19 protein-coding genes, 2 tRNA genes and 1 other RNA gene are annotated in these 19938 nt (G+C 73.1%); 8 read left to right on the forward strand and 14 right to left on the reverse strand.

Annotated features, from left to right (window positions below; all coding sequences use genetic code 11):
* Nucleotides 1-68: 68 nt before the first annotated feature.
* From AVL61_RS09715 to aceE, 6 genes are all read right to left on the reverse strand, one after another.
* Entirely contained in the window at nucleotides 69-1328 is a 1260-nt protein-coding gene (locus tag AVL61_RS09715; protein WP_058874150.1) for a beta-ketoacyl-[acyl-carrier-protein] synthase family protein, read from the reverse strand.
* Nucleotides 1329-1438: 110 nt separating this feature from the next.
* The gene (locus AVL61_RS09720) at nucleotides 1439-1684 is read right to left on the reverse strand and encodes an acyl carrier protein (protein WP_017833742.1); all 246 of its coding nucleotides are present in this window, start codon (nucleotides 1682-1684) and stop codon (nucleotides 1439-1441) included.
* A 209-nt stretch (nucleotides 1685-1893) separates the two neighbouring features.
* A complete protein-coding gene (locus tag AVL61_RS09725; protein WP_058874151.1) occupies nucleotides 1894-2961 on the reverse strand; it encodes a beta-ketoacyl-ACP synthase III in 1068 nt (355 codons plus the stop codon).
* A 111-nt stretch (nucleotides 2962-3072) separates the two neighbouring features.
* Nucleotides 3073-3987, reverse strand: a complete 915-nt coding sequence (locus tag AVL61_RS09730) for an ACP S-malonyltransferase (protein ID WP_058874152.1) — start codon at nucleotides 3985-3987, stop codon at nucleotides 3073-3075.
* Between the two features lie 78 nt (nucleotides 3988-4065).
* Nucleotides 4066-5340, reverse strand: a complete 1275-nt coding sequence (locus AVL61_RS09735) for a PucR family transcriptional regulator (RefSeq protein ID WP_058874153.1) — start codon at nucleotides 5338-5340, stop codon at nucleotides 4066-4068.
* A 110-nt stretch (nucleotides 5341-5450) separates the two neighbouring features.
* Complete coding sequence (aceE, locus tag AVL61_RS09740) at nucleotides 5451-8189, reverse strand: pyruvate dehydrogenase (acetyl-transferring), homodimeric type (RefSeq protein WP_058874181.1); 2739 nt, start codon at nucleotides 8187-8189, stop codon at nucleotides 5451-5453.
* 445 nt (nucleotides 8190-8634) lie between these two features.
* On the opposite strand from aceE, the gene AVL61_RS09745 reads away from it, so the two are divergent.
* The 4 genes from AVL61_RS09745 to AVL61_RS09760 all read left to right on the forward strand — a co-directional run bounded on the left by AVL61_RS09745 (nucleotide 8635) and on the right by AVL61_RS09760 (nucleotide 10686).
* Nucleotides 8635-9051: a DUF3052 domain-containing protein gene (locus tag AVL61_RS09745; protein WP_058874154.1), complete on the forward strand. Its 417-nt coding sequence runs from the start codon at nucleotides 8635-8637 to the stop codon at nucleotides 9049-9051.
* A 35-nt stretch (nucleotides 9052-9086) separates the two neighbouring features.
* A complete protein-coding gene (locus AVL61_RS09750) occupies nucleotides 9087-9545 on the forward strand; it encodes a peroxiredoxin (RefSeq protein WP_058874155.1) in 459 nt (152 codons plus the stop codon).
* Nucleotides 9546-9577: 32 nt separating this feature from the next.
* Entirely contained in the window at nucleotides 9578-10480 is a 903-nt protein-coding gene (locus AVL61_RS09755; RefSeq protein ID WP_058874156.1) for an NAD-dependent protein deacetylase, read from the forward strand.
* A 130-nt stretch (nucleotides 10481-10610) separates the two neighbouring features.
* Nucleotides 10611-10686: transfer RNA gene (locus AVL61_RS09760), tRNA-Val, on the forward strand.
* 25 nt (nucleotides 10687-10711) lie between these two features.
* On the opposite strand, the gene AVL61_RS09765 is transcribed toward AVL61_RS09760, so the two are convergent.
* Nucleotides 10712-10993: a hypothetical protein gene (locus AVL61_RS09765; protein WP_058874157.1), complete on the reverse strand. Its 282-nt coding sequence runs from the start codon at nucleotides 10991-10993 to the stop codon at nucleotides 10712-10714.
* A 185-nt stretch (nucleotides 10994-11178) separates the two neighbouring features.
* Between AVL61_RS09765 and gndA the strand changes: the two genes are divergently transcribed.
* Nucleotides 11179-12636, forward strand: a complete 1458-nt coding sequence (gndA, locus tag AVL61_RS09770) for an NADP-dependent phosphogluconate dehydrogenase (RefSeq protein WP_058874158.1) — start codon at nucleotides 11179-11181, stop codon at nucleotides 12634-12636.
* 104 nt (nucleotides 12637-12740) lie between these two features.
* On the opposite strand, the gene epsC is transcribed toward gndA, so the two are convergent.
* From epsC to msrA, 3 genes are all read right to left on the reverse strand, one after another.
* The gene (gene epsC, locus AVL61_RS09775; RefSeq protein ID WP_058874159.1) at nucleotides 12741-13325 is read right to left on the reverse strand and encodes a serine O-acetyltransferase EpsC; all 585 of its coding nucleotides are present in this window, start codon (nucleotides 13323-13325) and stop codon (nucleotides 12741-12743) included.
* Nucleotides 13326-13477: 152 nt separating this feature from the next.
* Nucleotides 13478-14413, reverse strand: a complete 936-nt coding sequence (gene cysK, locus AVL61_RS09780; protein ID WP_058874160.1) for a cysteine synthase A — start codon at nucleotides 14411-14413, stop codon at nucleotides 13478-13480.
* Between the two features lie 150 nt (nucleotides 14414-14563).
* Nucleotides 14564-15154, reverse strand: coding sequence for a peptide-methionine (S)-S-oxide reductase MsrA (gene msrA / locus AVL61_RS09785; RefSeq protein WP_231738364.1), 591 nt, complete (start codon nucleotides 15152-15154; stop codon nucleotides 14564-14566).
* Nucleotides 15155-15234: 80 nt separating this feature from the next.
* On the opposite strand from msrA, the gene AVL61_RS09790 reads away from it, so the two are divergent.
* A complete protein-coding gene (locus tag AVL61_RS09790) occupies nucleotides 15235-16203 on the forward strand; it encodes a Nif3-like dinuclear metal center hexameric protein (RefSeq protein ID WP_058874161.1) in 969 nt (322 codons plus the stop codon).
* Nucleotides 16200-16934 (forward strand): zinc ribbon domain-containing protein, encoded by a 735-nt coding sequence (locus AVL61_RS09795; protein WP_058874162.1) that lies wholly within the window; start codon nucleotides 16200-16202, stop codon nucleotides 16932-16934. Before AVL61_RS09790 ends, AVL61_RS09795 begins: the two co-directional genes overlap by 4 nt.
* Nucleotides 16935-16980: 46 nt before the next feature.
* On the opposite strand, the gene rnpB is transcribed toward AVL61_RS09795, so the two are convergent.
* Nucleotides 16981-17373: RNase P RNA component class A (gene rnpB / locus AVL61_RS09930), an RNA gene on the reverse strand.
* 106 nt (nucleotides 17374-17479) lie between these two features.
* Between rnpB and AVL61_RS09800 the strand changes: the two genes are divergently transcribed.
* Nucleotides 17480-18253 carry a YaaA family protein gene (locus tag AVL61_RS09800; RefSeq protein ID WP_058874163.1) on the forward strand — a complete coding sequence of 258 codons (774 nt, stop codon included), beginning with the start codon at nucleotides 17480-17482 and terminating at the stop codon, nucleotides 18251-18253.
* 144 nt (nucleotides 18254-18397) lie between these two features.
* On the opposite strand, the gene AVL61_RS09805 is transcribed toward AVL61_RS09800, so the two are convergent.
* The 3 genes from AVL61_RS09805 to orn form a co-directional block, all read right to left on the reverse strand.
* Nucleotides 18398-18970 (reverse strand): peptide deformylase, encoded by a 573-nt coding sequence (locus AVL61_RS09805; protein ID WP_058874164.1) that lies wholly within the window; start codon nucleotides 18968-18970, stop codon nucleotides 18398-18400.
* A gap of 98 nt (nucleotides 18971-19068) precedes the next feature.
* A tRNA-His gene (locus AVL61_RS09810) sits at nucleotides 19069-19142 on the reverse strand.
* A 130-nt stretch (nucleotides 19143-19272) separates the two neighbouring features.
* On the reverse strand, nucleotides 19273-19890 hold the full coding sequence (gene orn, locus AVL61_RS09815) for an oligoribonuclease (RefSeq protein ID WP_197412677.1): 618 nt from the start codon (nucleotides 19888-19890) through the stop codon (nucleotides 19273-19275).
* Nucleotides 19891-19938: the final 48 nt, after the last annotated feature.

Here is a 19938-nt window from a genome sequence, read left to right on the forward strand (position 1 = left end):
GAAGGGCCGTCCCGCGAGCAGCGGGACGGCCCTTCGCGCGCGTTCCGGAGGTTCCGCGGGGCGGGCGCTCAGACGGTGCGGAACGCGGCGACCGCGTTGTGGCCGCCGAAGCCGAAGGAGTTGGACACGGCCACGAAGTCGCCGGAGGGGAGACCGCGGGCGTCGGTGACGACGTCGAGGTCGATCTCCGGGTCCTGGTTCTCCAGGTTGATGGTGCACGGCGCGGTGCGGTGGTGCACGGCGAGCACGGTGAGCACGGCCTCCACGGCGCCCGAACCGCCCAGGATGTGGCCGGTCATCGACTTGGTCGCCGAGACGCACATGTCGTCCACCGCCGAGCCGAACGCGCGGCGCAGCGCACCGGCCTCGGGGGCGTCGCCCTTCGGCGTCGAGGTCGCGTGGGCGTTGACGTGCCGGACGTCGGCCGGTCCGAACTCCCCGGTCTCCATGGCCTCCTCGAGGGCACGGGCCGCGCCGCGGCCCTCCTCGTCGGGCGCGGTGATGTGGTAGGCGTCCGAGGTGAGCCCGGCGCCGGCGAGCTCGGCGTAGATCCGTGCGCCGCGGGCGCGGGCGTGCTCCTCCGACTCGAGGACCACGGCGCCGGCACCCTCGCCCATCACGAAGCCGTCACGGGCGGTGTCGTAGGGGCGGGACGCGCGCTCGGGCTCGTCGTTGCGCTTGGACAGCGCCTGCATCGAGGAGAACGCCGCGATGGTGACGGGGTGGATGGCGGACTCGGCGCCGCCGACCACCACGAGGTCCGCCTTGCCGGAGCGGATGAGGTTCATGCCCTGGTAGAAGGCCTCCGTGCCGGAGGCGCACGCCGAGACGGGCGTGATGGACGCGGCGCGGGCCTTGAGGTCCATGCCGACGGCCGCCGCGTTGCCGTTGGGCATGAGCATCGGGACCGTGAGGGGCATGACGCGCCGGGCGCCGCGCTTCTGGAGGGTGTCGTAGGCGTCCAGCAGGGTCCAGACCCCGCCGATGCCGGTGCCGAAGGCCACGGCGAAGCGGTCCGGATCGACCTCGGCGGAGCTCTCGGCGTTGTGGCCGGAGAAGCCGGCGTCGGCCCACGCCTCCCGGGCGGCGATGACGGACAGCTGCCCGGAGGGGTCCAGGCGCTTGGCCTCGACCCGGGGGAGCACCTCGCTGGCGGGCGTCGAGACGGGCGCGGCGATCCGCACGCCCAGATCGTAGGTGTCCACCCAGTCGTGCTCGATGGCTCTGACACCGGAGACGCCCGTGGTGGCGCTGCGCCACAGCTCGGGGACGGTGCCACCGATCGGGGTGGTGGCACCGAGACCGGTGACGACTACTTTGCGGGTCATGACTGCACTTCCTCGTGTCCTGGGGTGAAGCGGGGGCGGCCCGCCCGGTCGCGGGTCGGTGCGGCGCGGCGGATCCTGCGGTCCGCCGCGCCGCGCACCGACCGGCCGGATCAGGCCTGGGCGTTGTCGATGAAGTTGACGGCGTCCTCGACGGTCTTCAGGTTCTTGACCTCTTCGTCGGGGATCGTGACGTCGAACTTCTCCTCGGCGTTGACCACGATGGTCATCATGGAGATGGAGTCGATGTCGAGGTCCTCGGTGAAGGACTTGTCCAGCTGGACGGCCTCGGTCTCGAGACCGGTCTCCTCGTTGACGATCTCGGCCAGGCCGGTCAGGATCTCTTCTTTGCTCGCCATGGTGGCTTCCTTTCTCTGCGGCTGCCGGAGCAGCCGGTGGTGACGGGCGCCCCCGGGCAGGTGCCGGGTGCATCTGTGCCGGTCAGGCCGTGAGGGCCCGGCCGGGGGACTACGGGTGTGCGGTTCAACCCTACGACGACTCGCAGGGCCCCGCGGCGGCACCGACACGTGGATCGGCCCCGGGAGGACGGCCCGCGTGCCGGCGGGGCTCAGGGGAGGACGACGACCTGGGCGCCGTAGACGAGGCCGGCGCCGAAGCCGATCTGCAGGGCCAGCTTCCCGGACAGCTCCGGGTGCTCGGCGAGCAGCCGGTGCGTCGCGAGCGGCACGGACGCGGCGGACGTGTTGCCGGCGTCGGCGATGTCGCGGGCGATGACCACGGACTCGGGGAGTTTGAGCGTCTTGGCCATCTGGTCGATGATCCGCATGTTCGCCTGGTGGGGGATGAAGGCGCTCAGGTCCTCGGGCTTCACCCCGGCCACGTCCATGGCCTCCTGCGCACGCTTGGCGACCTCCCACGAGGCCCAGCGGAAGACCGTCTGGCCGTCCTGGCGCAGGGTCGGCCAGAGGGTGGCGTCCTCGCCCATCTCGCCGGTCTCCGGGTCGACGAGGTCGGGCGACGGGGTGCGCTCCCGGCCCTGCTCCACCGCCCGGACGTCCGTGAGCGGGTGCGTCATCCGGATGGCGTCCCACTTGGAGCCGTCGGAACCCCACACCGAGGGACCGATCCCGGGGGTCTCGGACGGGCCGATCACCACGGCACCGGCGCCGTCGCCGAGCAGGAACGAGATGGAGCGCTCGCTGTTGTCGATGACGTCGGAGAGCTTCTCCACGCCGATGACCAGGACGTACTCGGCGGCTCCCGAGCGCACGAGGGCGTCGGCCTGGGCGATGCCGTAGCAGTAGCCCGCGCAGGCGGCCGAGATGTCGAAGGCCGGCGCCGGGGTGGCGCCCAGGCGGTCGGCGAGGGCCGCCGCGGCGGAGGGGGTGAGATAGGGGAAGGAGATCGTGGAGACGATCACGGCCCCGAGCTGCGAGGCCTCGATGCCGGCGGCCGCCAGCGCCTCCCGGGCGGCGTGCTCGGACATGTCGAGCACGCTCACGTCCTCGGCGGCCCGGTGCCGGGTCCTGATGCCGGTGCGCTGCTGGATCCACTCGTCCGAGGACTCGATCCACTGGCAGACGTCGTCGTTGGTCACGACCACGTCCGGTCGGTAGACGCCCAGGCCGAGGATCCGGGAGTGCGCGTTGGTCTGTTGCTGCTTCAGGGTCACCACAGGGGTCGTTGCTCCTTCGTGCGGCCGGGCGCGGCGGACGGGCCGGCTGGGCGGGGCGGAACGGCTGCTCCGGCCTCGGGACGGGCGGCGCACTCGGTGCGCGCGCGGACGTCAGTCAAGAATACTCCTGGCCTGCTCCAGCTCCGCCGCGGAGTTCACGGCGAGGGCCGGGACGCCCTTCAGGCCGCGCTTGGCCAGGCCCACGAGGGTGCCCGCCGGGGGCAGCTCGACCAGCTGCTCGACGCCGCGCTCCTGGAGCGTGCGGGTGCACAGGTCCCAGCGCACCGGCCGGCAGACCTGGGCCACGAGCGCCTCGAGGTTCGCGGCGCCGCCGGCCACGGGCTCGCCGTCGGCGTTGGAGAGCAGGGGGTGCACGGGGTCGGCCGGCGCGAGCCGGGGGACGAGCTCGCGCAGGGGCTCCAGGGCGGGGGCCATGTGCTCGGTGTGGAAGGCACCGGCCACCTTGAGCGCGATCACCCGGGCGCGGGCCGGAGGGTGCTCCGCGAGGGCGGCCAGCTGCTCGAGGGTGCCGGCGGCGACGGTCTGTCCGCCCCCGTTGGCGTTGGCGGCCGTCAGGCCCGCGGCCTCGATGGCGGCGAGGACCTCGTCCTCCTTGCCGCCGAGCACCGCGCTCATGCCGGTGGGCACGGCCGCGGCCGCCTCGGCCATGGCGTTGGCCCGGGTGCGGACGAAGGCCATGGCGTCGACCTCGGTGAGGGCGCCGGCCAGCGCGGAGGCGGTGATCTCACCGACCGAGTGCCCCGCGAAGAGGAGGTCGTCCCGGCCGGGACCGATCCGGTCGCCGAGCAGCCGGCCCGCCACGAGACCCGCGGCCACGATGAGGGGCTGGGCCACCGCGGTGTCCTTGATGGTGTCCTCGTCGGCCTCGGTGCCGAAGTGCACGAGGTCGAGCCCGGCGGCCTCGCCCAGCTCCTCGAGGTGGGCGCGCACGCCGTCGAGGGCGAGCCATTCGGTGAGGAAGCCGGGTTTCTGGGAGCCCTGTCCGGGGCAGACGATCGCGATCACCGCTCCAGCTTCGCAAGGATGCGCCCCCGCGCGGGGGCCCGGAGGGCACGAAGCCCGGCGGCGGTGTTTGTAGGGAAGCTACAAGACGGGTCCCACGGCGGGGGCGGACGTGTCGATGGGCGCGCACGAGTCCGCGAGCCGGCCCGCCACGAGGGCGCAGTGCAGCACGAACGCGTCGCGGGGGACGAGGGGGTCCCAGCCGGTGAGGTCGCTGATCCGGCGCAGCCGGTAGCGCACCGTGTTGGCGTGCACGAACAGCTCCCGGGCGGTGGCCTCCAGGGAGTGGCCCACCGAGACGTAGGCGGAGAGCGTCTCGACGAGCCCGGTCGCGGACCGGGTCAGCGGGCGGTACACGGACTCGACCATCGCCGTGCGCGCGTTCTCGTCCCCGGCCATGGCCCGCTCCGGCCACAGGTCCTCGGAGTGCACGGGACGGGGCGCCGCGGGCCAGGCCGGCGCCACGGACAGCGCGGCGTGGGCGAGCCGGGCGGACCGGCCGGCGGCGAAGACCGTGGGGGCCTCCGGGCCGTAGGCGACCGGTCCGGGCCCGAAGGCGGCCGTCAGCTTCTCGAGGGCGAGGTCCCGGTCGGACAGCCCCCCGAGGATGAGCACGAGGCGGTCGCCCTGGATGGAGACCAGGGAGTCCTGCGCGTAGCGCCCGGCCAGCCGCCGCAGCCGGGCCACGGTGGACGGACCGGCGGCCTCGGGCGCGGAGCCCGTGAGCACGGTGACCGGCCCGGACGAGACCCAGCCCAGGGCCGCCACGCGGGAGCGCAGGGAGTCGGAGTGCTCGCCCCGGAGGATCCCGTCGACCACGAGGGACTCCAGCCGGGCGTCCCACGAGCCGCGGTTCTCGGCGGCGCGGGCGTAGACGTCGGCGGCGGCGAAGGCGATCTCCCGCGAGTAGCGCAGCACGGCTTCCCGCAGCGCGGCCTCGTCGTGGTGCTTGGCGAGCTCCGGGACCTTCTCCTCCACGACGTCCACCACGATCCGCAGCAGCTGCAGGGCGTGCTGGAGGGAGATGGAGCGGGTCAGGTCCGTGGGCGCGCCCCGGAAGACCTGGGTGAGCACCCACAGGGGCTCCTCCGGGTCCTCGTACCAGCGCACGAACGAGGAGATGCCGCGCTGGGCCACGAGACCCAGCTCGGAGCGCTCGTCGGCGCGCAGCTCCTCGAACCAGCCGAGGTCCGTCTCGAGGCGGCGGGTCGCGACCGTGGAGATGGCGCCCAGGTTCGCCTTGAGGTTCTCGAGCGTGCGGGGGTGGGGCGGGGCGACGGGACGGGACCGGTCCGTGGCGCGCCTGCGCGAGGGGCGCAGCCAGCGCGTCGTGGAGTTCCCGTCCTGTCCAGCCATGCCTCCGAGCTTAGAGCACCGGTCCGCCGCGTCCGGACCCGGCCACGACGACGGCGCCCCGCCCACCCGGACGCGGGTGGGCGGGGCGCCGTGGTGCGCCGGGGGAGGGCTCAGGCGTCGCCGCCCGCGTTGCCGGAGGTGCCGGCGGTGACGTCGTTGAGGGCGTACTTCTCGATCGCCTCACCGGGGGCGCGCCAGTCGACCTCGCCGCGCTTGGCGAGCATCTCCAGGGCACGGACCACCATGGAGTGGGAGTCGATCTTGAAGTGCCGGCGGGCGCCGGCGCGGGTGTCCGAGAAGCCGAAGCTGTCGGCGCCCAGGGACGCGAAATCGTTCGGGACGAACTGGCGGATCTTGTCCGGCAGGTCCGCGCTGAAGTCCGAGACGGCCACGACCGGGCCCGTGGCCCCGGCCAGCTGCTGGGCCACGTACGGGGTCCGGGTGCCGTCGCCGGGGTTGAGGAACGCCTCCTTCTCGGCGGCCAGGCCGTCGCGGCGCAGCTCCACCCAGGAGGTCACGGACCACACGTCGGCGGAGACGCCCCAGTCCTCGGCGAGCAGCTTCTGCGCCTCGAGGGCCCACGGCACGGCCACGCCGGAGGCGAGCAGCTGCGCGCGGGGCCCCTCGTTCTCGGCGGGCTTGAGCAGGTAGATGCCCTTGACGATGCCCTCGACGTCCACGCCCTCCGGCTCGGCCGGCTGCTGGTACGGCTCGTTGTAGACCGTCAGGTAGTACATGACGTTGTGGTCCTCGTCGCCCGTGCCGTACATGTGCTCGAGGCCGCGCCGCACGATGTGGGCGATCTCGTAGCCGTAGGCCGGGTCGTAGGAGACCACCGCCGGGTTGGTCGCGGCCAGCAGCGGGGAGTGGCCGTCGGCGTGCTGGAGGCCCTCGCCGGTGAGCGTGGTGCGCCCGGCGGTGGCCCCGATGATGAACCCGCGGGTCATCTGGTCGGCGGCGGCCCAGAAGGAGTCGCCGGTGCGCTGGAAGCCGAACATCGAGTAGAAGATGTAGACCGGCACCATGGGCTCGCCGTGGGTGGCGTAGGCGGTGCCCGCGGCGGTGAATGCGGCCACGGAGCCGGCCTCGTTGATCCCGGCGTGCAGGATCTGCCCCTGCGGGGACTCCTTGTAGGCGAGCATGAGCTCGCGGTCCACGGAGAGGTAGTTCTGCCCGTTGGGGTTGTAGATCTTGGCCGTGGGGAAGAACGAGTCCATGCCGAAGGTGCGGGCCTCGTCGGGGACGATGGGCACGATCCGGTGGCCGAACTCCTTCTCCCGCAGGAGGTCCTTCAGGATCCGCACGAAGGCCATGGTGGTGGCCGCCATCTGCTTGCCGGAGCCCTTCTTCGCGGACCGGTACGCGTCGTCGGACGGCAGCGCGATCTCGGGCTGCTCGTGCGGGCGGTCCGGGACGAAGCCGCCGAGCTCCTTCCGGCGCTCGAGCAGGTACTTGATCTCCGGGGAGTCCTTGCCGGGGTGGTAGTACGGGGCGCCGTAGAGGTCGCTCTCCAGCTCCTCGTCCGAGACGGGGATGCGCAGGTGGTCCCGGAAGGCCTTGAGGTCCTCCAGGGTCAGCTTCTTCATCTGGTGGGTCGCGTTGCGCGCCTCGAAGTGGCTGCCCAGGCCGTAGCCCTTGACGCCCTGCGCCAGGACCACGGTCGGCTGGCCCTGGTGCTCGGTCGCGGCCTTGTAGGCGGCGTACACCTTGTGGTAGTCGTGCGCGCCGCGCTTGAGCTCCCAGATCTCGTCGTCGGACATGTCCGCGACGAGCTCCTTGGTGGCCGGGGACTTGCCGAAGAAGTGGTCGCGGATGAAGCCGCCGGACTCCGCCTTGTACGTCTGGTAGTCGCCGTCGAGCGTCTCGTTCATGATCCGCACGAGCTCGCCGTCCTCGTCCTTGGCGAGCAGCTCGTCCCACTCGCGGCCCCAGAGGACCTTGACGACGTTCCAGCCGGCGCCGCGGAAGAAGGCCTCCAGCTCCTGGATGATCTTGCCGTTGCCGCGCACCGGTCCGTCCAGGCGCTGCAGGTTGCAGTTGATCACGAAGGTGAGGTTGTCCAGCTTGTCGTTGGCGGCCAGCTGCAGCAGTCCGCGCGACTCGGGCTCGTCCATCTCGCCGTCGCCGAGGAACGCCCAGACGTGCTGCTCGGAGGTGTCCTTGATGCCGCGGTGGTGCAGGTACCGGTTGAACTGCGCCTGGTAGATCGCGTTCATCGGGCCGATGCCCATCGAGACCGTGGGGAACTGCCAGAAGTCCGGCATGGAGCGGGGGTGCGGATAGGAGGGCAGCCCGTTCGGGGCCTTGGTCTTCTCCTGCCGGAACCCGTCCAGCTGCTCCTCGGTGAGCCGGCCCTCGAGGTAGGCGCGCGCGTAGTTGCCGGGTGAGGAGTGGCCCTGCCAGAACACCTGGTCGCCGCCGCCGGGGTGCTCGGGGCCGCGGAAGAAGTGGTTGAGGCCCACCTCGTAGAGGGTGGCCACGCCGGCGTAGGAGGAGATGTGCCCGCCCACGCCGATCTCGGGGCGCTGGGCCCGGTGCACCATCACGGCGGCGTTCCAGCGCAGGAACGCGCGGTAGCGCCGCTCGATCTCCTCGTCGCCCGGGAACTCCGGCTCCTGGTCCACGGGGATCGAGTTCACGTAGTCGGTGGTGGTCACCATCGGCACGCCCACGCTCTTGGCGCCCGCGTGCTGGAGCAGGGCACGCATGATGTACTGCGCCCGCTCCGTGCCGTGCGTCTCGATCAGGCCCTCGAAGGACTCGATCCACTCCCGGGTCTCCTCGGCGTCGGAGTCCTTCAGGTTGTTGGTCAAGCCACTGAGGATGTGGTGGTTGCTGGATGAAGGCACGTTCAACCTCTCTTCGTCGAGTTGCCCGATCAGGTTCCCGGGCGGGTGCGCGCGAGAACGCGGCCGGGTCGTCCGACAGTCTCAAAATACCCGTTGCCCGTCCGGCTGTCCGGCTGTCCGGACGCCGCCCGGGGCGGGCGGCGTCCGGGAACCGGCCCGTCGTGCGGATTGCGCCGACAGGGCCACCCGGGCGCACGGGGTGTCTGTTGGGACCATGCTTCCACACCCGGGGCGGGCCGTCACACGACGTGTCGCCCCGCGATTCGGCGGTCCGCACCGTGCGGGAGCTTGAAAGAGTCCCTGATCCGGTGTTGTCTGGACGGTGAAGCCGGTATCCGGCCCGCCACCGTGCCCCCGCGGTCCGCCGACGGGCAGGCGGAGCCCAGCACCGGTACGCAGTGCGTGGTCGTCGTTCGTCGGCCCGATCCCAGAAGGAGCATGAACAGTGAGCGAGGCCAAGACCACCGCGGGTGACGCGGTAGTCCAGCTCGGTTTCAAGGATGGCGACTACATCCAGGAGTTCGGATACGACGAGGACGTCGACCTCGACCTGAGGGACGGCATCGAGGAAGTGATCGGCTCGGACCTGCTCGACGAGGAGGACCAGGAGGTCGTCGACGCCGTGCTCCTGTGGTTCCGCGAGGGCGACGGCGACCTGGTCGACACGCTGGTGGACGTCACCACCACCCTGGACGACGGGGGCGTGGTGTGGGTGCTGACCCCGAAGGCCGGGCGCGACGGCTACGTGCCGCCCGCGGAGGTCCAGGAGGCCGCCCCCACGGCGGGCCTGCACGTGACCACGACCGCGCGCGTCAGCGCGGACTGGGCCGCGACCCGGCTCATGCCCAAGCGCAACGTCTGACCGGGCGCCACGGAACCCACCGGAGGAGACCACGCATGCTCGAGATCGGCGCCCCCGCTCCGGACTTCACCCTCCAGAACCAGTTCGGCGAGCCGGTCGCCCTGAGCGGCCTGCGCGGCCGTCCGGTGGCGATCGTGTTCTTCCCGTTCGCGTTCTCCGGGACCTGCACCGGGGAGCTGTGCCGGCTCCAGGACAGCCTGCCCGTGTTCGACGACGCCGGGGTGCGGCTGCTCGCGGTGTCCGTGGACTCCAAGTACACGCTGCGGGCGTTCGCCCGGGAGGAGTCCTTCGACTTCGACCTGCTCTCCGACTTCTGGCCCCACGGGGCCGTGGCGCAGCGCTACGGGGTCTTCGACGCGGAGGCCGGCCTCGCGGAGCGGGCCACGTTCGTGCTGGACGCGGACGGCGTCGTCGTCGACGCCTTCCGGTCCGAGCGCGGAGTGCCCCGGGAGCTGGAGGCCTACCGCGCCGCCCTCACCCGGCTGCCCGGCTGAGCGCGGCCGGCCCGGTCCCCGAGCGAGCCACGATGCCCACCGTCCGCGCCGGCTACGGCGCCCCCGTGCACCCCGACCAGTTCCCCGATCCCGACGCCGCCGGGCTCGACGCCGGGCTGGCCCGGGCCGTCGAGTTGCTGGCGGGCCGCCGGACCGCCGTGCTGACGGGCGCCGGGATCAGCACGGACTCCGGGATCCCGGACTACCGCGGCCCCGGCTCCACCCCCCGCACCCCCATGACGTTCGACGAGTTCACGGGCAGCGCCGCGATGCGCAGCCACTACTGGGCGCGCAACCAGTACGGCTGGCGCCACCTGGCCCGGGCCCGGCCGAACCGCGGGCACGCGGCCCTGGCCCGCCTCGAGGAGTCGGGGGCCGTGACGGGCGTGGTCACTCAGAACATCGACCGGCTGCACCAGGCCGCCGGATCCCTCAATGTCGTGGACCTGCACGGGCGGTACACGCAGGTGGGGTGCCTGCGCTGCGCCAGCCGGATCCCGCGGTCCGTGCTCTCCGAGCTGTTCGACGAGCTCAACCCCGGCTTCTACGACTCGATCTCCTCCGCGGAGGACATCGAGTTCGCCCCGGACGCCGACGCCGTGGTGCCGCGCACGGCCGGGTTCCGGGTGCCGGACTGCCCCGTCTGCGGCGGGGTCCTGAAGCCCGACGTCGTGTTCTTCGGGGAGAACGCCCCCCGGCACCGGGTGCTGCGCGCGCTGCGCATGGTGGACGCCGCGGACGCCCTGCTGGTCGTCGGCTCCTCCCTGACGGTGAACTCGGGACGGCGCTTCGTCCGGCACGCCGTGCGCGCCGACGTGCCGGTGGTGATCGTCAACCACGGGCGCACCCGGGGGGACGCCGCGGCACGGCTCAAGGTCGACGCCTCCGCGACCGAGTTCCTGGTGGGCCTCGAGCAGCGACTCGCCCGCCCGTAGGCTCCCCGCGGAATATGGGCAACGTCACACCGGGGCGGGCCCCCGGCCGGTCGGCGCCGGTCCGCCGCGGCGGGTAGCCTGTTCGGGAACCGGGTGCCGGCGGTTGCGCAAACCTCCCACCCGGTTGTCAGGGTCTTTAGCTCAGCTGGTAGAGCGCCACGTTTACACCGTGGATGTCATCGGTTCGATCCCGGTAGGACCCACCACGACACGCCGGGAACCGGCGCGCGGTCAGCGGAAGTACACCTGCTTGTTCCCGGGGCGGGTGCAGAGGACCACGATGCTGCCCGTGCGGGCGGCCTTCCGGGCCCGCTTCACGTAGCCGGAGGGCGGGCCCCCGCACAGCCGGGCGGCCCCCTCGGTGGCCTGGCCGACCGTGGCCTCGTCGAGCACCACCCTGGTGCCCAGGACCAGGTCGACCCCGCCGGCGGCGGCGGCGGGCGCGAGCGCGGCGCCCGACCACAGGGCGGCACCGGCCACGGCCCCCGCCAGTGCCCTCGTCCACGCGTTCATCCCCGGCCCCCCGACTCGTCGTGCTGCAGGACCAATCTAGGAGCCCCTGCCGGGCGCGCGGCGATTGTGACGCCGGTGCTTCCCCGGACGTCACCGTCGGCCCGCCCGCGCGATCCGCCCCGGGAAGCGGCGGCAACAAGTGCGCACCGGACGTGGCCGGTCCCCGGGGTTTGTAGGCTGGGGGCATGCCAGCAGAACAGAAAGCCCAGATCGGCGTCACCGGCCTCGCGGTCATGGGCGCCAACCTCGCCCGCAACTTCGCCCGGCACGGTTACACCGTCGCCCTCCACAACCGCTCCGTCGGGAAGACGGACGCCCTGCTCGACGCCCACGGCGACGAGGGGGCGTTCATCCGCACGGAGAGCCTCCAGGAGCTCGTGGACGCCCTCGAGACCCCTCGCCGCATCCTGGTGATGGTCAAGGCCGGCGCCCCCGTGGACGCCGTCATCGAGCAGCTCGTGCCGCTGCTCGAGAAGGACGACATCATCATCGACGGCGGCAACTCCTACTTCCAGGACACCCGGCGCCGCGAGCGGGAGCTCGCCGAGAAGGGCCTGGACTTCGTGGGCGTGGGCGTCTCGGGCGGTGAGGAGGGCGCCCTGCTCGGGCCCTCCATCATGCCCGGCGGCCCGGCCAAGTCCTACGACTCCCTCGGCCCCCTCCTCGAGGACATCGCCGCCAAGGCCGAGGACGGCAGGCCGTGCTGCGCGTGGATCGACACGGACGGCGCCGGACACTTCGTGAAGATGGTGCACAACGGCATCGAGTACGCCGACATGCAGGTCATCGGCGAGGCGCACGAGCTGCTCCGCTCCGTCGCGGGGCTCGAGCCGGCCGAGCAGGCCGACGTCTTCGAGCAGTGGAACCGCACCGAGCTGGCCTCCTACCTCATCGAGATCACCGCCCACGTGCTGCGCCAGGTCGACGCCCGCACCGACCAGCCCCTCATCGACGTGATCGTGGACGCCGCGGGGCAGAAGGGCACTGGCCGCTGGACGGTCCAGGAGGCCCTCGAGCTGGGCTCCCCGGTCACCGCGATCGCCGAGTCCGTCTTCGCCCGGGCGCTGTCCTCCGCCGAGCCGGAGATGCGACTCGAGGCGCAGCGCGTGCTGCCCGCCGGCGTCGGGGGCACCACCGAGGACGTCGTGCACGACCCCGAGTTCGTGGAGGACGTGCGCAAGGCCCTGTACGCCTCGAAGCTCGTCAGCTACGCCCAGGGCCTCGACATGCTCACCATGGCCGGCCGGGAGTACGGCTGGGACCTGGACCTCGCCACGATCGCGAGCCTGTGGCGCGAGGGCTGCATCATCCGGGCCGAGCTGCTCGAGGTGATCATGGAGGCGTACAAGGGCGACAAGCAGCCGCTGAACCTGCTGTTCGCCCCCGAGTTCGTCACCGCGATCGAGGACGCCCTGCCGTCCTGGCGGCGGGTCGTGGCCCGTGCCGTGGAGCGCGGCATCCCGGCACCGGTGTTCGCCACCACGCTGAACTACTACGACTCGCTGCGCCGGCCCCGGCTCAACGCGGCCCTCACGCAGGGGCTGCGCGACTATTTCGGCGCGCACACCTACCGGCGCACCGACGACGCCGAGGGCGTCTACCACACCCTGTGGAGCGGGGACCGCTCCGAGGTCGTCGCCTGACCCGGCCCGACCCCCGCACGACGACGCCGGCCGGCCGTCCCCCCGATCGGGGAGCGGCCGGCCGGCGTCGTGCTGACCGGCGGGGCTCAGATCCGCAGGGCGGGTCAGATCCACATGGCGGGGTCGATGTAGCTGGAGGGGTCCACGAGCGGCTGCTGCTTCTCCGGGGTGCGCGGGCGGACCTTGCCGGGGATCCCGGTCACGATCGAGTCCTCCGGGACGTCCTTGACCACCACGGCGTTGGCGCCCACGGCGGAGTCGGCGCCGATCTCCACCGGGCCGAGGATCTTCGCGCCGGCGCCGATCACCACCCGGTCGCCCACGGTGGGGTGCCGCTTGACCTTCTCGAGGGAGCGCCCGCCCAGGGTCACCCCGTGGTAGATCATCACGTCCTCGCCGATCTCGGCGGTCTCCCCGATGACCACGCCCATGCCGTGGTCGATGAAGAAGCGGCGCCCGATGGTGGCGCCGGGGTGGATCTCCACACCGGTGAGGAAGCGGCCGAGCTGGGAGACCGTGCGGGCCAGCAGCCGCCGGTCGGGTCGCTGCCAGAGCCGGTGGGACAGCCGGTGGATCCAGATGGCGTGCAGACCCGAGTAGTTGAGGGCGATCTCCGCCCGGGAGCGCGCGGCCGGGTCGTGCGTCCGGGCCGTCTGCAGGTCCTCGGCGAGTCGGCTCCAGAAACTCACGGCTGTCCTCTGTTCTTCCGGGGTCGTGTCCTGCCGGGGCCGGCGGGACGTGCTGGGGCGCGGACGGGAACGACCCGCCCACCACCGGGGGAAACGTCACCGGCAGGCGGCGCTATTCCCGGCAGGGACGGGTCGTGCGGGCGTCGCTGGGCTCAGCCCCGGATGTCCTCGTAGAGCAGGGTGGAGATGTAGCGCTCGCCGAAGTCGCACACGATCGCGACGATCAGCTTGTCACGGTTCTCCTCCTTGGCGGCCTCCTGGAGGGCGGCCCAGACGATGGCGCCCGAGGAGATCCCGCCGAGGATGCCCTCCTTGGTGCCGAGCTCGCGGGCGACCCGCACGGAGTCCTCGACGGTCACGTCGTAGACGTCGTCGTAGATCTCGCGGTCGAGGATGTCCGGGACGAAGTTCGCCCCGAGGCCCTGGATCTTGTGCGGACCGGCCTTGCCCTCGGTGAGCAGCGGCGAGTCGGCCGGCTCGACGACGACGAGGCGCACGTCCGGCTTCTGCTCGCGCAGGTAGCGGCCCGCGCCCGTGATGGTGCCGCCGGTGCCCACGCCGGAGATGAACACGTCGACCTGGCCGTCGGTGTCCTCCCAGACCTCGGGGCCCGTGGTCGCGTAGTGGATCGCCGGGTTGGCCTCGTTGGCGAACTGGCTGGCGAGGACCGCGTTCTCGGTCGTCTCGACGATCTCCTGGGCCTTCTCCACGGCGCCGCGCATGCCCTCGGCGCCCGGGGTGAGCACGATCTGGGCGCCGTAGGCGCGGAGCATGACCCGCCGCTCCGTGGACATGGTCTCGGGCATGGTCAGGATGACCTTGTAGCCGCGGGCGGCGCCGACCATGGCCAGCGCGATGCCGGTGTTGCCGGAGGTGCCCTCGACGACCGTGCCGCCCGGCTTGAGCTGGCCGGACTTCTCGGCGGCGTCGATGATGGCCACGCCGATGCGGTCCTTCACGGAGCTGGCCGGGCTGTAGAACTCCAGCTTCACGGCGACGTTGCCGGGCAGGCCCTCGTCGAGCCGGTTCAGGTGGACGAGCGGGGTGCGGCCCACGATCTCGGTGACGTCGTTGTAGATCTTCGCCATGTGCGTACCTCGGTTTCTGCGTGGTCGGTTCTCTGTCGGACTTCTGTGTCGGATTCCGGTGGAGCTCGGGTGCTGCACTGGCCGCCGGTGCTCTGGGGGGCCCGCGGCGGCGCGGTCCTAGCTCAGCCTAGCCAGGCCCCGCAACCGCTACTACGCGGTAAGCCACGCGGAGTAACGTTGCCGGACCTTCGCCAGCTTGGGGTTGATGATCACCTGGCAGTAGCCGTTCCAGGGCTGGGCGGCGTAGAAGTCCTGGTGCTCGGGCTCCGCCTCCCAGAACGTGCCCAGCGGCTCGAGCGTGGTGACGATGGGCTGGTCCCACGCCGGCTGCGTCCGGGCGATCGAGCGCTCGAAGAGCTCCCGCTGGGACTCGTCGGCCCAGAACATGGCGGACCGGTACTGGGTGCCCACGTCGTAGCCCTGCCGGTTGAGCGTGGTGGGGTCGTGGCCGGTGAAGAAGAGGTCGAGGATCACGTCCGCCGGCACGACCGACGGGTCGAAGGTCACGGCGACGGCCTCCGCGTGGCCGGTCGTGCCCGAGCACACCTCGTAGTAGCTCGGGCGCCCGGGGCCGCCCCCGGTGTACCCGGAGACCACGGAGGTGACTCCCCGGGTGATGCGGTAGACGGCGTCGAGGCACCAGAAGCACCCGCCGGCGAGCACGAAGGTCACGGGGCCGGCGGGGCCGCCGGGAGCGGGAGCAGGGACGGGGCGTGCGTCGTCGTGCGCGGAGAAGGCCATGACCCGTACAACACCGCGCGGCCCGCATCATTCCCGGGACCCTCCGGGCCCGCGGCGGGGGCGGCTCCTAGACTGGCCCCATGAGCGAGCAGAGCACGTCCCCGCCCCGGCCCGCGCCCTCCCTGTCGGAGGTGCTCGAGACCGTCGAGCAGCTGTGGCCCCTTCGCCTGCAGGAGCCCTGGGACGCCAGCGGGCTCGTCACCGGGCGCCCGGACCAGCCGGTCCGCCGGATCCTCTTCGCGGTGGACCCCGTGGCCGACGTCGTGGCCGAGGCCGTCTCCACCGGCGCCGACCTGCTGATCACCCACCACCCCCTGCTCCTGCGCGGGGTCACCTCGGTGGCCGCCGACGGCTTCAAGGGCGCCGTGGTGCACGAGCTCATCGAGCACCGGTGCGCGCTGCTCGCCTGCCACACCAACGCGGACTCGGCCCCGGACGGCGTCTCGGACGCCGTGGCCCGGGCCGCGGGGCTCACGACGACGGCGCCGCTCGCGCCGCACCCCGACGACCCGGCCGTGGGCATCGGGCGCGTGGGGGAGCTCGCGCGTCCCGTCCGCCTGCGCGAGCTGGCCCGGCGCCTGGCCGACGCCGTGCCGCCCACCGCCCACGGCGTGCGCGTGGCCGGGGACCCCGACGCCCTCGTGCGGCGCGTCGCGGTGTGCGGAGGAGCGGGGGACTCGCTCCTCGACGCGGTGCGGGCCGCCGGGGCCGACGCCTACGTGACCGCGGACCTGCGCCACCACCCCGCGTCCGAGGCGCGCGAGGCCGCCGCGGGTCCCGGGGCCGACGGCACGCCGTACCTCGTGGACCTGTCCCACTTCGCGAGCGAGTGGCTGTGGCTGCCCGTGGGCGCCGCGGCGCTGCGGGCGGCGCTCGCCGCGCGCGGCCACGACGTCGAGGTCGAGGTCTCGCAGCGGCGCTCCGACCCGTGGGACTTCCGCCTCGACCACGCCGGCCACGACGGGTCCGACCCCATCCGGTCGGGCCGGGACCACCCCGGCCACGACCGTTCCGCCCCCGACGCCCCGACCGCAGGAGGACCCGCATGAGCACCGCCACGCCCGAGCAGCAACGAGCCCTGCTGGCGCTCGAGCAGGTCGACGCCCGGCTGCGCCGGATCACCGCCCGGATCGCTGAGCTGAAGGCCGACCCCGAGGTCGCCGCCGCGCTGCAGCTGCGGGCCCGGGCGATCGCCACCGCGAAGGAGCTCGAGTCCGGGGAGCAGGCGGTCCGCGACCGGCTGGCGGCCGCCGAGCAGAAGGCCGCCCGCGTCCAGGCCTCGATCGAGAAGGACCGCCGGCGCCTCGAGCAGGGCGGATCCGCCAAGGACCTCATGGGTCTGCAGCACGAGATCGAGACCCGCACCCGGCAGCTGGCCGAGGCCGAGGAGGCGGAGCTGGAGATCATGCAGGAGCTCGACGACGCCGTGGCGCACCGCGCCCGGATCACCCCGCGGCTCAAGGAGGCCGACGCGGAGGCGCGCCGTCTCGTTGCAGCCCGGGACGAGGAGGGCCGGACCCTGACGGCCGAGCGCGGCGACCTGGCCGGCACGCGCGCCGCCGCCGCGGAGGGCGTGGGCCATCCCGGCCTGCTGGCGCGGTACGAGAAGATCCGGACCGGGCGCGGCACCGAGCGGCCGGCGGCCGCGGAGCTGCGGGGCACCGTGTGCGGGTCCTGCGGATCGGCGCTCAGCCCCACGGACGCCGCGACGTTCCGGGGCGCGGCCGCGGACGAGGTGCTCACGTGCCCGGAGTGCGGGGTGATCCTCGTCCGCTCCTGAGGCCCCGGCGGGGCCGGGCGCGCCGGCGGCGCCGGGAGGGATGCGGGGGACAGGCCGGCCTGTAAGCCGGGTTCTGTGCACACGGCCGGTCGCCCGTGCCGTGCTGGTGACCATCCATCTAGGCCCACCGTTGCCGGTGGGCTCGAGCGGCCTACCCGGGTGCTCGGACGAGCAGCCCTCGGACGCACCCTGTCTGGCCTTGCTCCGGATGGGGTTTGCCGAGCCACGCCGGTCACCCGGCGCGCTGGTGGTCTCTTACACCACCTTTTCACCCTCACCCGCTGCCCGGACGGACCGGGGCGGGCGGTCTGTTTTCTGTGGCACTTTCCTGCGGGTCTCCCCGAGTGGGCGTTGCCCATCATCCTGCTCTGCGGAGCCCGGACTTTCCTCGCGCCGCGGCAGCCGGAGCTGCGCGGCCCGCGGTCACCCGGCCGACCTGTCCGCCACCCATCCTACCCGCCGGACCGGCGGGTCCGGACCGGCCCCGGGCTCCCTGTCCGCCCCCGCGGGCGCACCGGCCCCGCCGGGTCACTAGACTTCTGCGGGTGCTGATCCTCCTCCCGCCCTCCGAGACCAAGACCGCCCCCGACACCGGTGCGCCCGTCGACCCCGCGCTGCTGTCCTTCCCCGAGCTCACGGCCGCCCGCGAGCAGGTCCTGGCCGAGCTGTCCGCGACGAGCGCCCGCGACGACGCGCTCGAGCTGCTGGGCGTGGGGGAGCGGCTGCGGGGAGAGGTCGAGCGCAACACCCGCCTGGGCACGGAGCCCGCCGCACCCGCCCTGAGCGTCTACACCGGCGTCCTCTACGACGCCCTCGACCCGGCCGGGATGACCGGGGCGCAGCGGGCCGCCGCGGCGGAGTCCCTCGTCGTCGTCTCGGCCCTGTGGGGCGCGGTGCGCCCCGAGGACCGGATCCCCGCCTACCGCCTGTCCATGGGGGCGGAGCTGCCGGGGCTCGGCCGGCTCGCCGCCCACTGGAAGCAGCACCTGCCGGCCGTGCTGGGAGCCGCCGCCGGGGACGGGATCGTCGTGGACTGCCGGTCGGCGGCCTACGCGGCGGCGTGGCGCGGACCGCGCGAGCGGACGGTGGGCGTGAAGGTGGTCCGGGAGCGCCACGGGAAGCGGCAGGTCGTCTCGCACATGGCCAAGCACACCCGCGGGCTGCTCGCCCGGCACCTGGTCGAGCGCGCCGCCGAGGGCGAGCGCCCCGCGACGCCGCAGGAGCTGCTCGCGGCGGCGCGCGAGCGCTGGCACGCCGAGCTCACCGGGCCCACGGCCCGCTCGGCGGGCGAGCTCGTCGTGGTGCGCACCGAGGACTGAGCCCGGGGGCGGGCCGGTCGCACAGGTCGCGGGTCCTCGGTCCGGGCCCGGGGCCTGCGCCGGAGACCGTCGAGCCCGGGTCAGGGGCCCGCGCGGCCGCCTGCCGGGGTTCGGGCGCGGACCTGCGTCGGGGCCCGCCGGGGCTCAGTGGCCGAACGGGTCCTCGTCGACGCCGGGCGTCCAGGTGCGGCCGGCCCGGCCCCAGCCCTCGGCCTTGACGGCCTTGCGCGCCTTCCGGGCCCACCGGTCGTTGAGCCGGTCCACGTAGAGCTTGCCGTCCAGGTGGTCGTACTCGTGCTGCATGACCCGGGCGAACCATCCCGTGGCCTCGAAGTCCACCGGACGGCCGTCGGCGTCGAAGCCCGCGACCCGGGCCCAGTCCGCGCGCTTGAGCGGCCAGCTGTGGCCCGGCACGGACAGGCAGCCCTCGGTCTCCTCGTCCGGGTCCGGCGCGTCCTGGGAGATCTTCCCCGGGGTCAGGACGGGGTTGACGAGGACGCCGCGCGGCGGCACGCCGTCGTCGTTCTGGAAGGTGTAGGTGAAGATCCGCAGGCCCACGCCGATCTGCGGGGCGGCGAGGCCCACGCCGTGGGCGGCGTCCATGGTCTCGTACATGTCCTCGACGAGGGCGCGCAGCTCCTCGTCGAAGCGCGCCACCTTCGCGGCGGGACGGTGGAGGACGGGATCGCCGGTGATCACCACGGGGCGGACGGCCATGACGCACTTCCTTCGACTTGCCGGGGCTGGCGCCCCTTCGAACCGGACCGGGAACGACGAAAGGCCGTCCCGAGTCCTCGGGACGGCCTTTCACAGCGGGTGAGCGACGGGGGTTGAACCCGCGACCTCCTGGACCACAACCAGGCGCTCTGCCGAACTGAGCTACGCCCACCATGAACGCCCGCCGGAAGACCGTGCTTCCGCTGGGCAACGCATACGAGTGTACCGCATTCCCGGACCGCCCCGGACCACGCCGGAGCCCTTCCTCCGCCGCCCGCGGGCCGCGCAGGCGGAGGAAGGGCTCAGGCGCCGGTGCGGGAGGCGGAGATCTCCGCGGCGATGGTCTTCGCGGTCTCCGAGTCCGGTCCGGGCTCGGGGGCGAACACGGCGCGGCGGTAGTAGCGCAGCTCGTCGATCGAGTCGCGGATGTCGCCGAGGGCCCGGTGGTTGCCGGTCTTCGGCGGGGCCTGGAAGTAGGCCCGGGGGAACCAGCGGCGGGAGAGCTCCTTGATGGTGGAGACGTCGATCACGCGGTAGTGCAGGTGCGCCACGAGCTCCGGCATGTCGCGCACCAGGAACGTGCGGTCCGTGCCCACCGAGTTCCCGCCCAGGGGCGCCCGGCCCGGCTCGGGCACCCACTGCTTGACATAGGCGAGGACCTGGGCCTGCGCCTCCTCCATCGTCATGCCGGAGGGGAGCTCGTCGAGCAGCCGGGAGGAGGTGTGCATGTTCCGCACGAAGTCCCCCATCTGCGCCAGCGCCGCCTCGCTCGGGCGGATCACGACGTCGACGCCCTCGCCGAGGACGTTGAGCTCGTCGTCGGTGACGAGCGCCGCCACCTCGATGAGGGCGTCGTCCTCGAGGGACAGCCCCGTCATCTCGCAGTCGATCCACACTATGCGTCCGTTCGAAATAGCCACCCGGACAATCTACCGTGCCGCCCCGACGGCGCAGCTCCCCGCCCCGGC

Source organism: Kocuria rosea subsp. polaris, from assembly GCF_001483755.1.
Lineage (GTDB): Bacteria > Actinomycetota > Actinomycetes > Actinomycetales > Micrococcaceae > Kocuria > Kocuria cellulosilytica.

Bases quoted from the DNA above. Each gene is read 5' to 3' on its own strand.
- msrA (WP_231738364.1), bottom strand. From the start codon at position 15,154: ATGGCCTTCTCCGCGCACGACGACGCACGCCCCGTCCCTGCTCCCGCT.
- AVL61_RS09750 (WP_058874155.1), top strand. From the start codon at position 9,087: ATGCTCGAGATCGGCGCCCCCGCTCCGGACTTCACCCTCCAGAACCAG.
- cysK (WP_058874160.1), bottom strand. From the start codon at position 14,413: ATGGCGAAGATCTACAACGACGTCACCGAGATCGTGGGCCGCACCCCG.
- AVL61_RS09790 (WP_058874161.1), top strand. From the start codon at position 15,235: ATGAGCGAGCAGAGCACGTCCCCGCCCCGGCCCGCGCCCTCCCTGTCG.
- AVL61_RS09805 (WP_058874164.1), bottom strand. From the start codon at position 18,970: ATGGCCGTCCGCCCCGTGGTGATCACCGGCGATCCCGTCCTCCACCGT.
- AVL61_RS09765 (WP_058874157.1), bottom strand. From the start codon at position 10,993: ATGAACGCGTGGACGAGGGCACTGGCGGGGGCCGTGGCCGGTGCCGCC.
- AVL61_RS09755 (WP_058874156.1), top strand. From the start codon at position 9,578: ATGCCCACCGTCCGCGCCGGCTACGGCGCCCCCGTGCACCCCGACCAG.
- AVL61_RS09735 (WP_058874153.1), bottom strand. From the start codon at position 5,340: ATGGCTGGACAGGACGGGAACTCCACGACGCGCTGGCTGCGCCCCTCG.
- AVL61_RS09795 (WP_058874162.1), top strand. From the start codon at position 16,200: ATGAGCACCGCCACGCCCGAGCAGCAACGAGCCCTGCTGGCGCTCGAG.
- AVL61_RS09715 (WP_058874150.1), bottom strand. From the start codon at position 1,328: ATGACCCGCAAAGTAGTCGTCACCGGTCTCGGTGCCACCACCCCGATC.
- gndA (WP_058874158.1), top strand. From the start codon at position 11,179: ATGCCAGCAGAACAGAAAGCCCAGATCGGCGTCACCGGCCTCGCGGTC.
- AVL61_RS09720 (WP_017833742.1), bottom strand. From the start codon at position 1,684: ATGGCGAGCAAAGAAGAGATCCTGACCGGCCTGGCCGAGATCGTCAAC.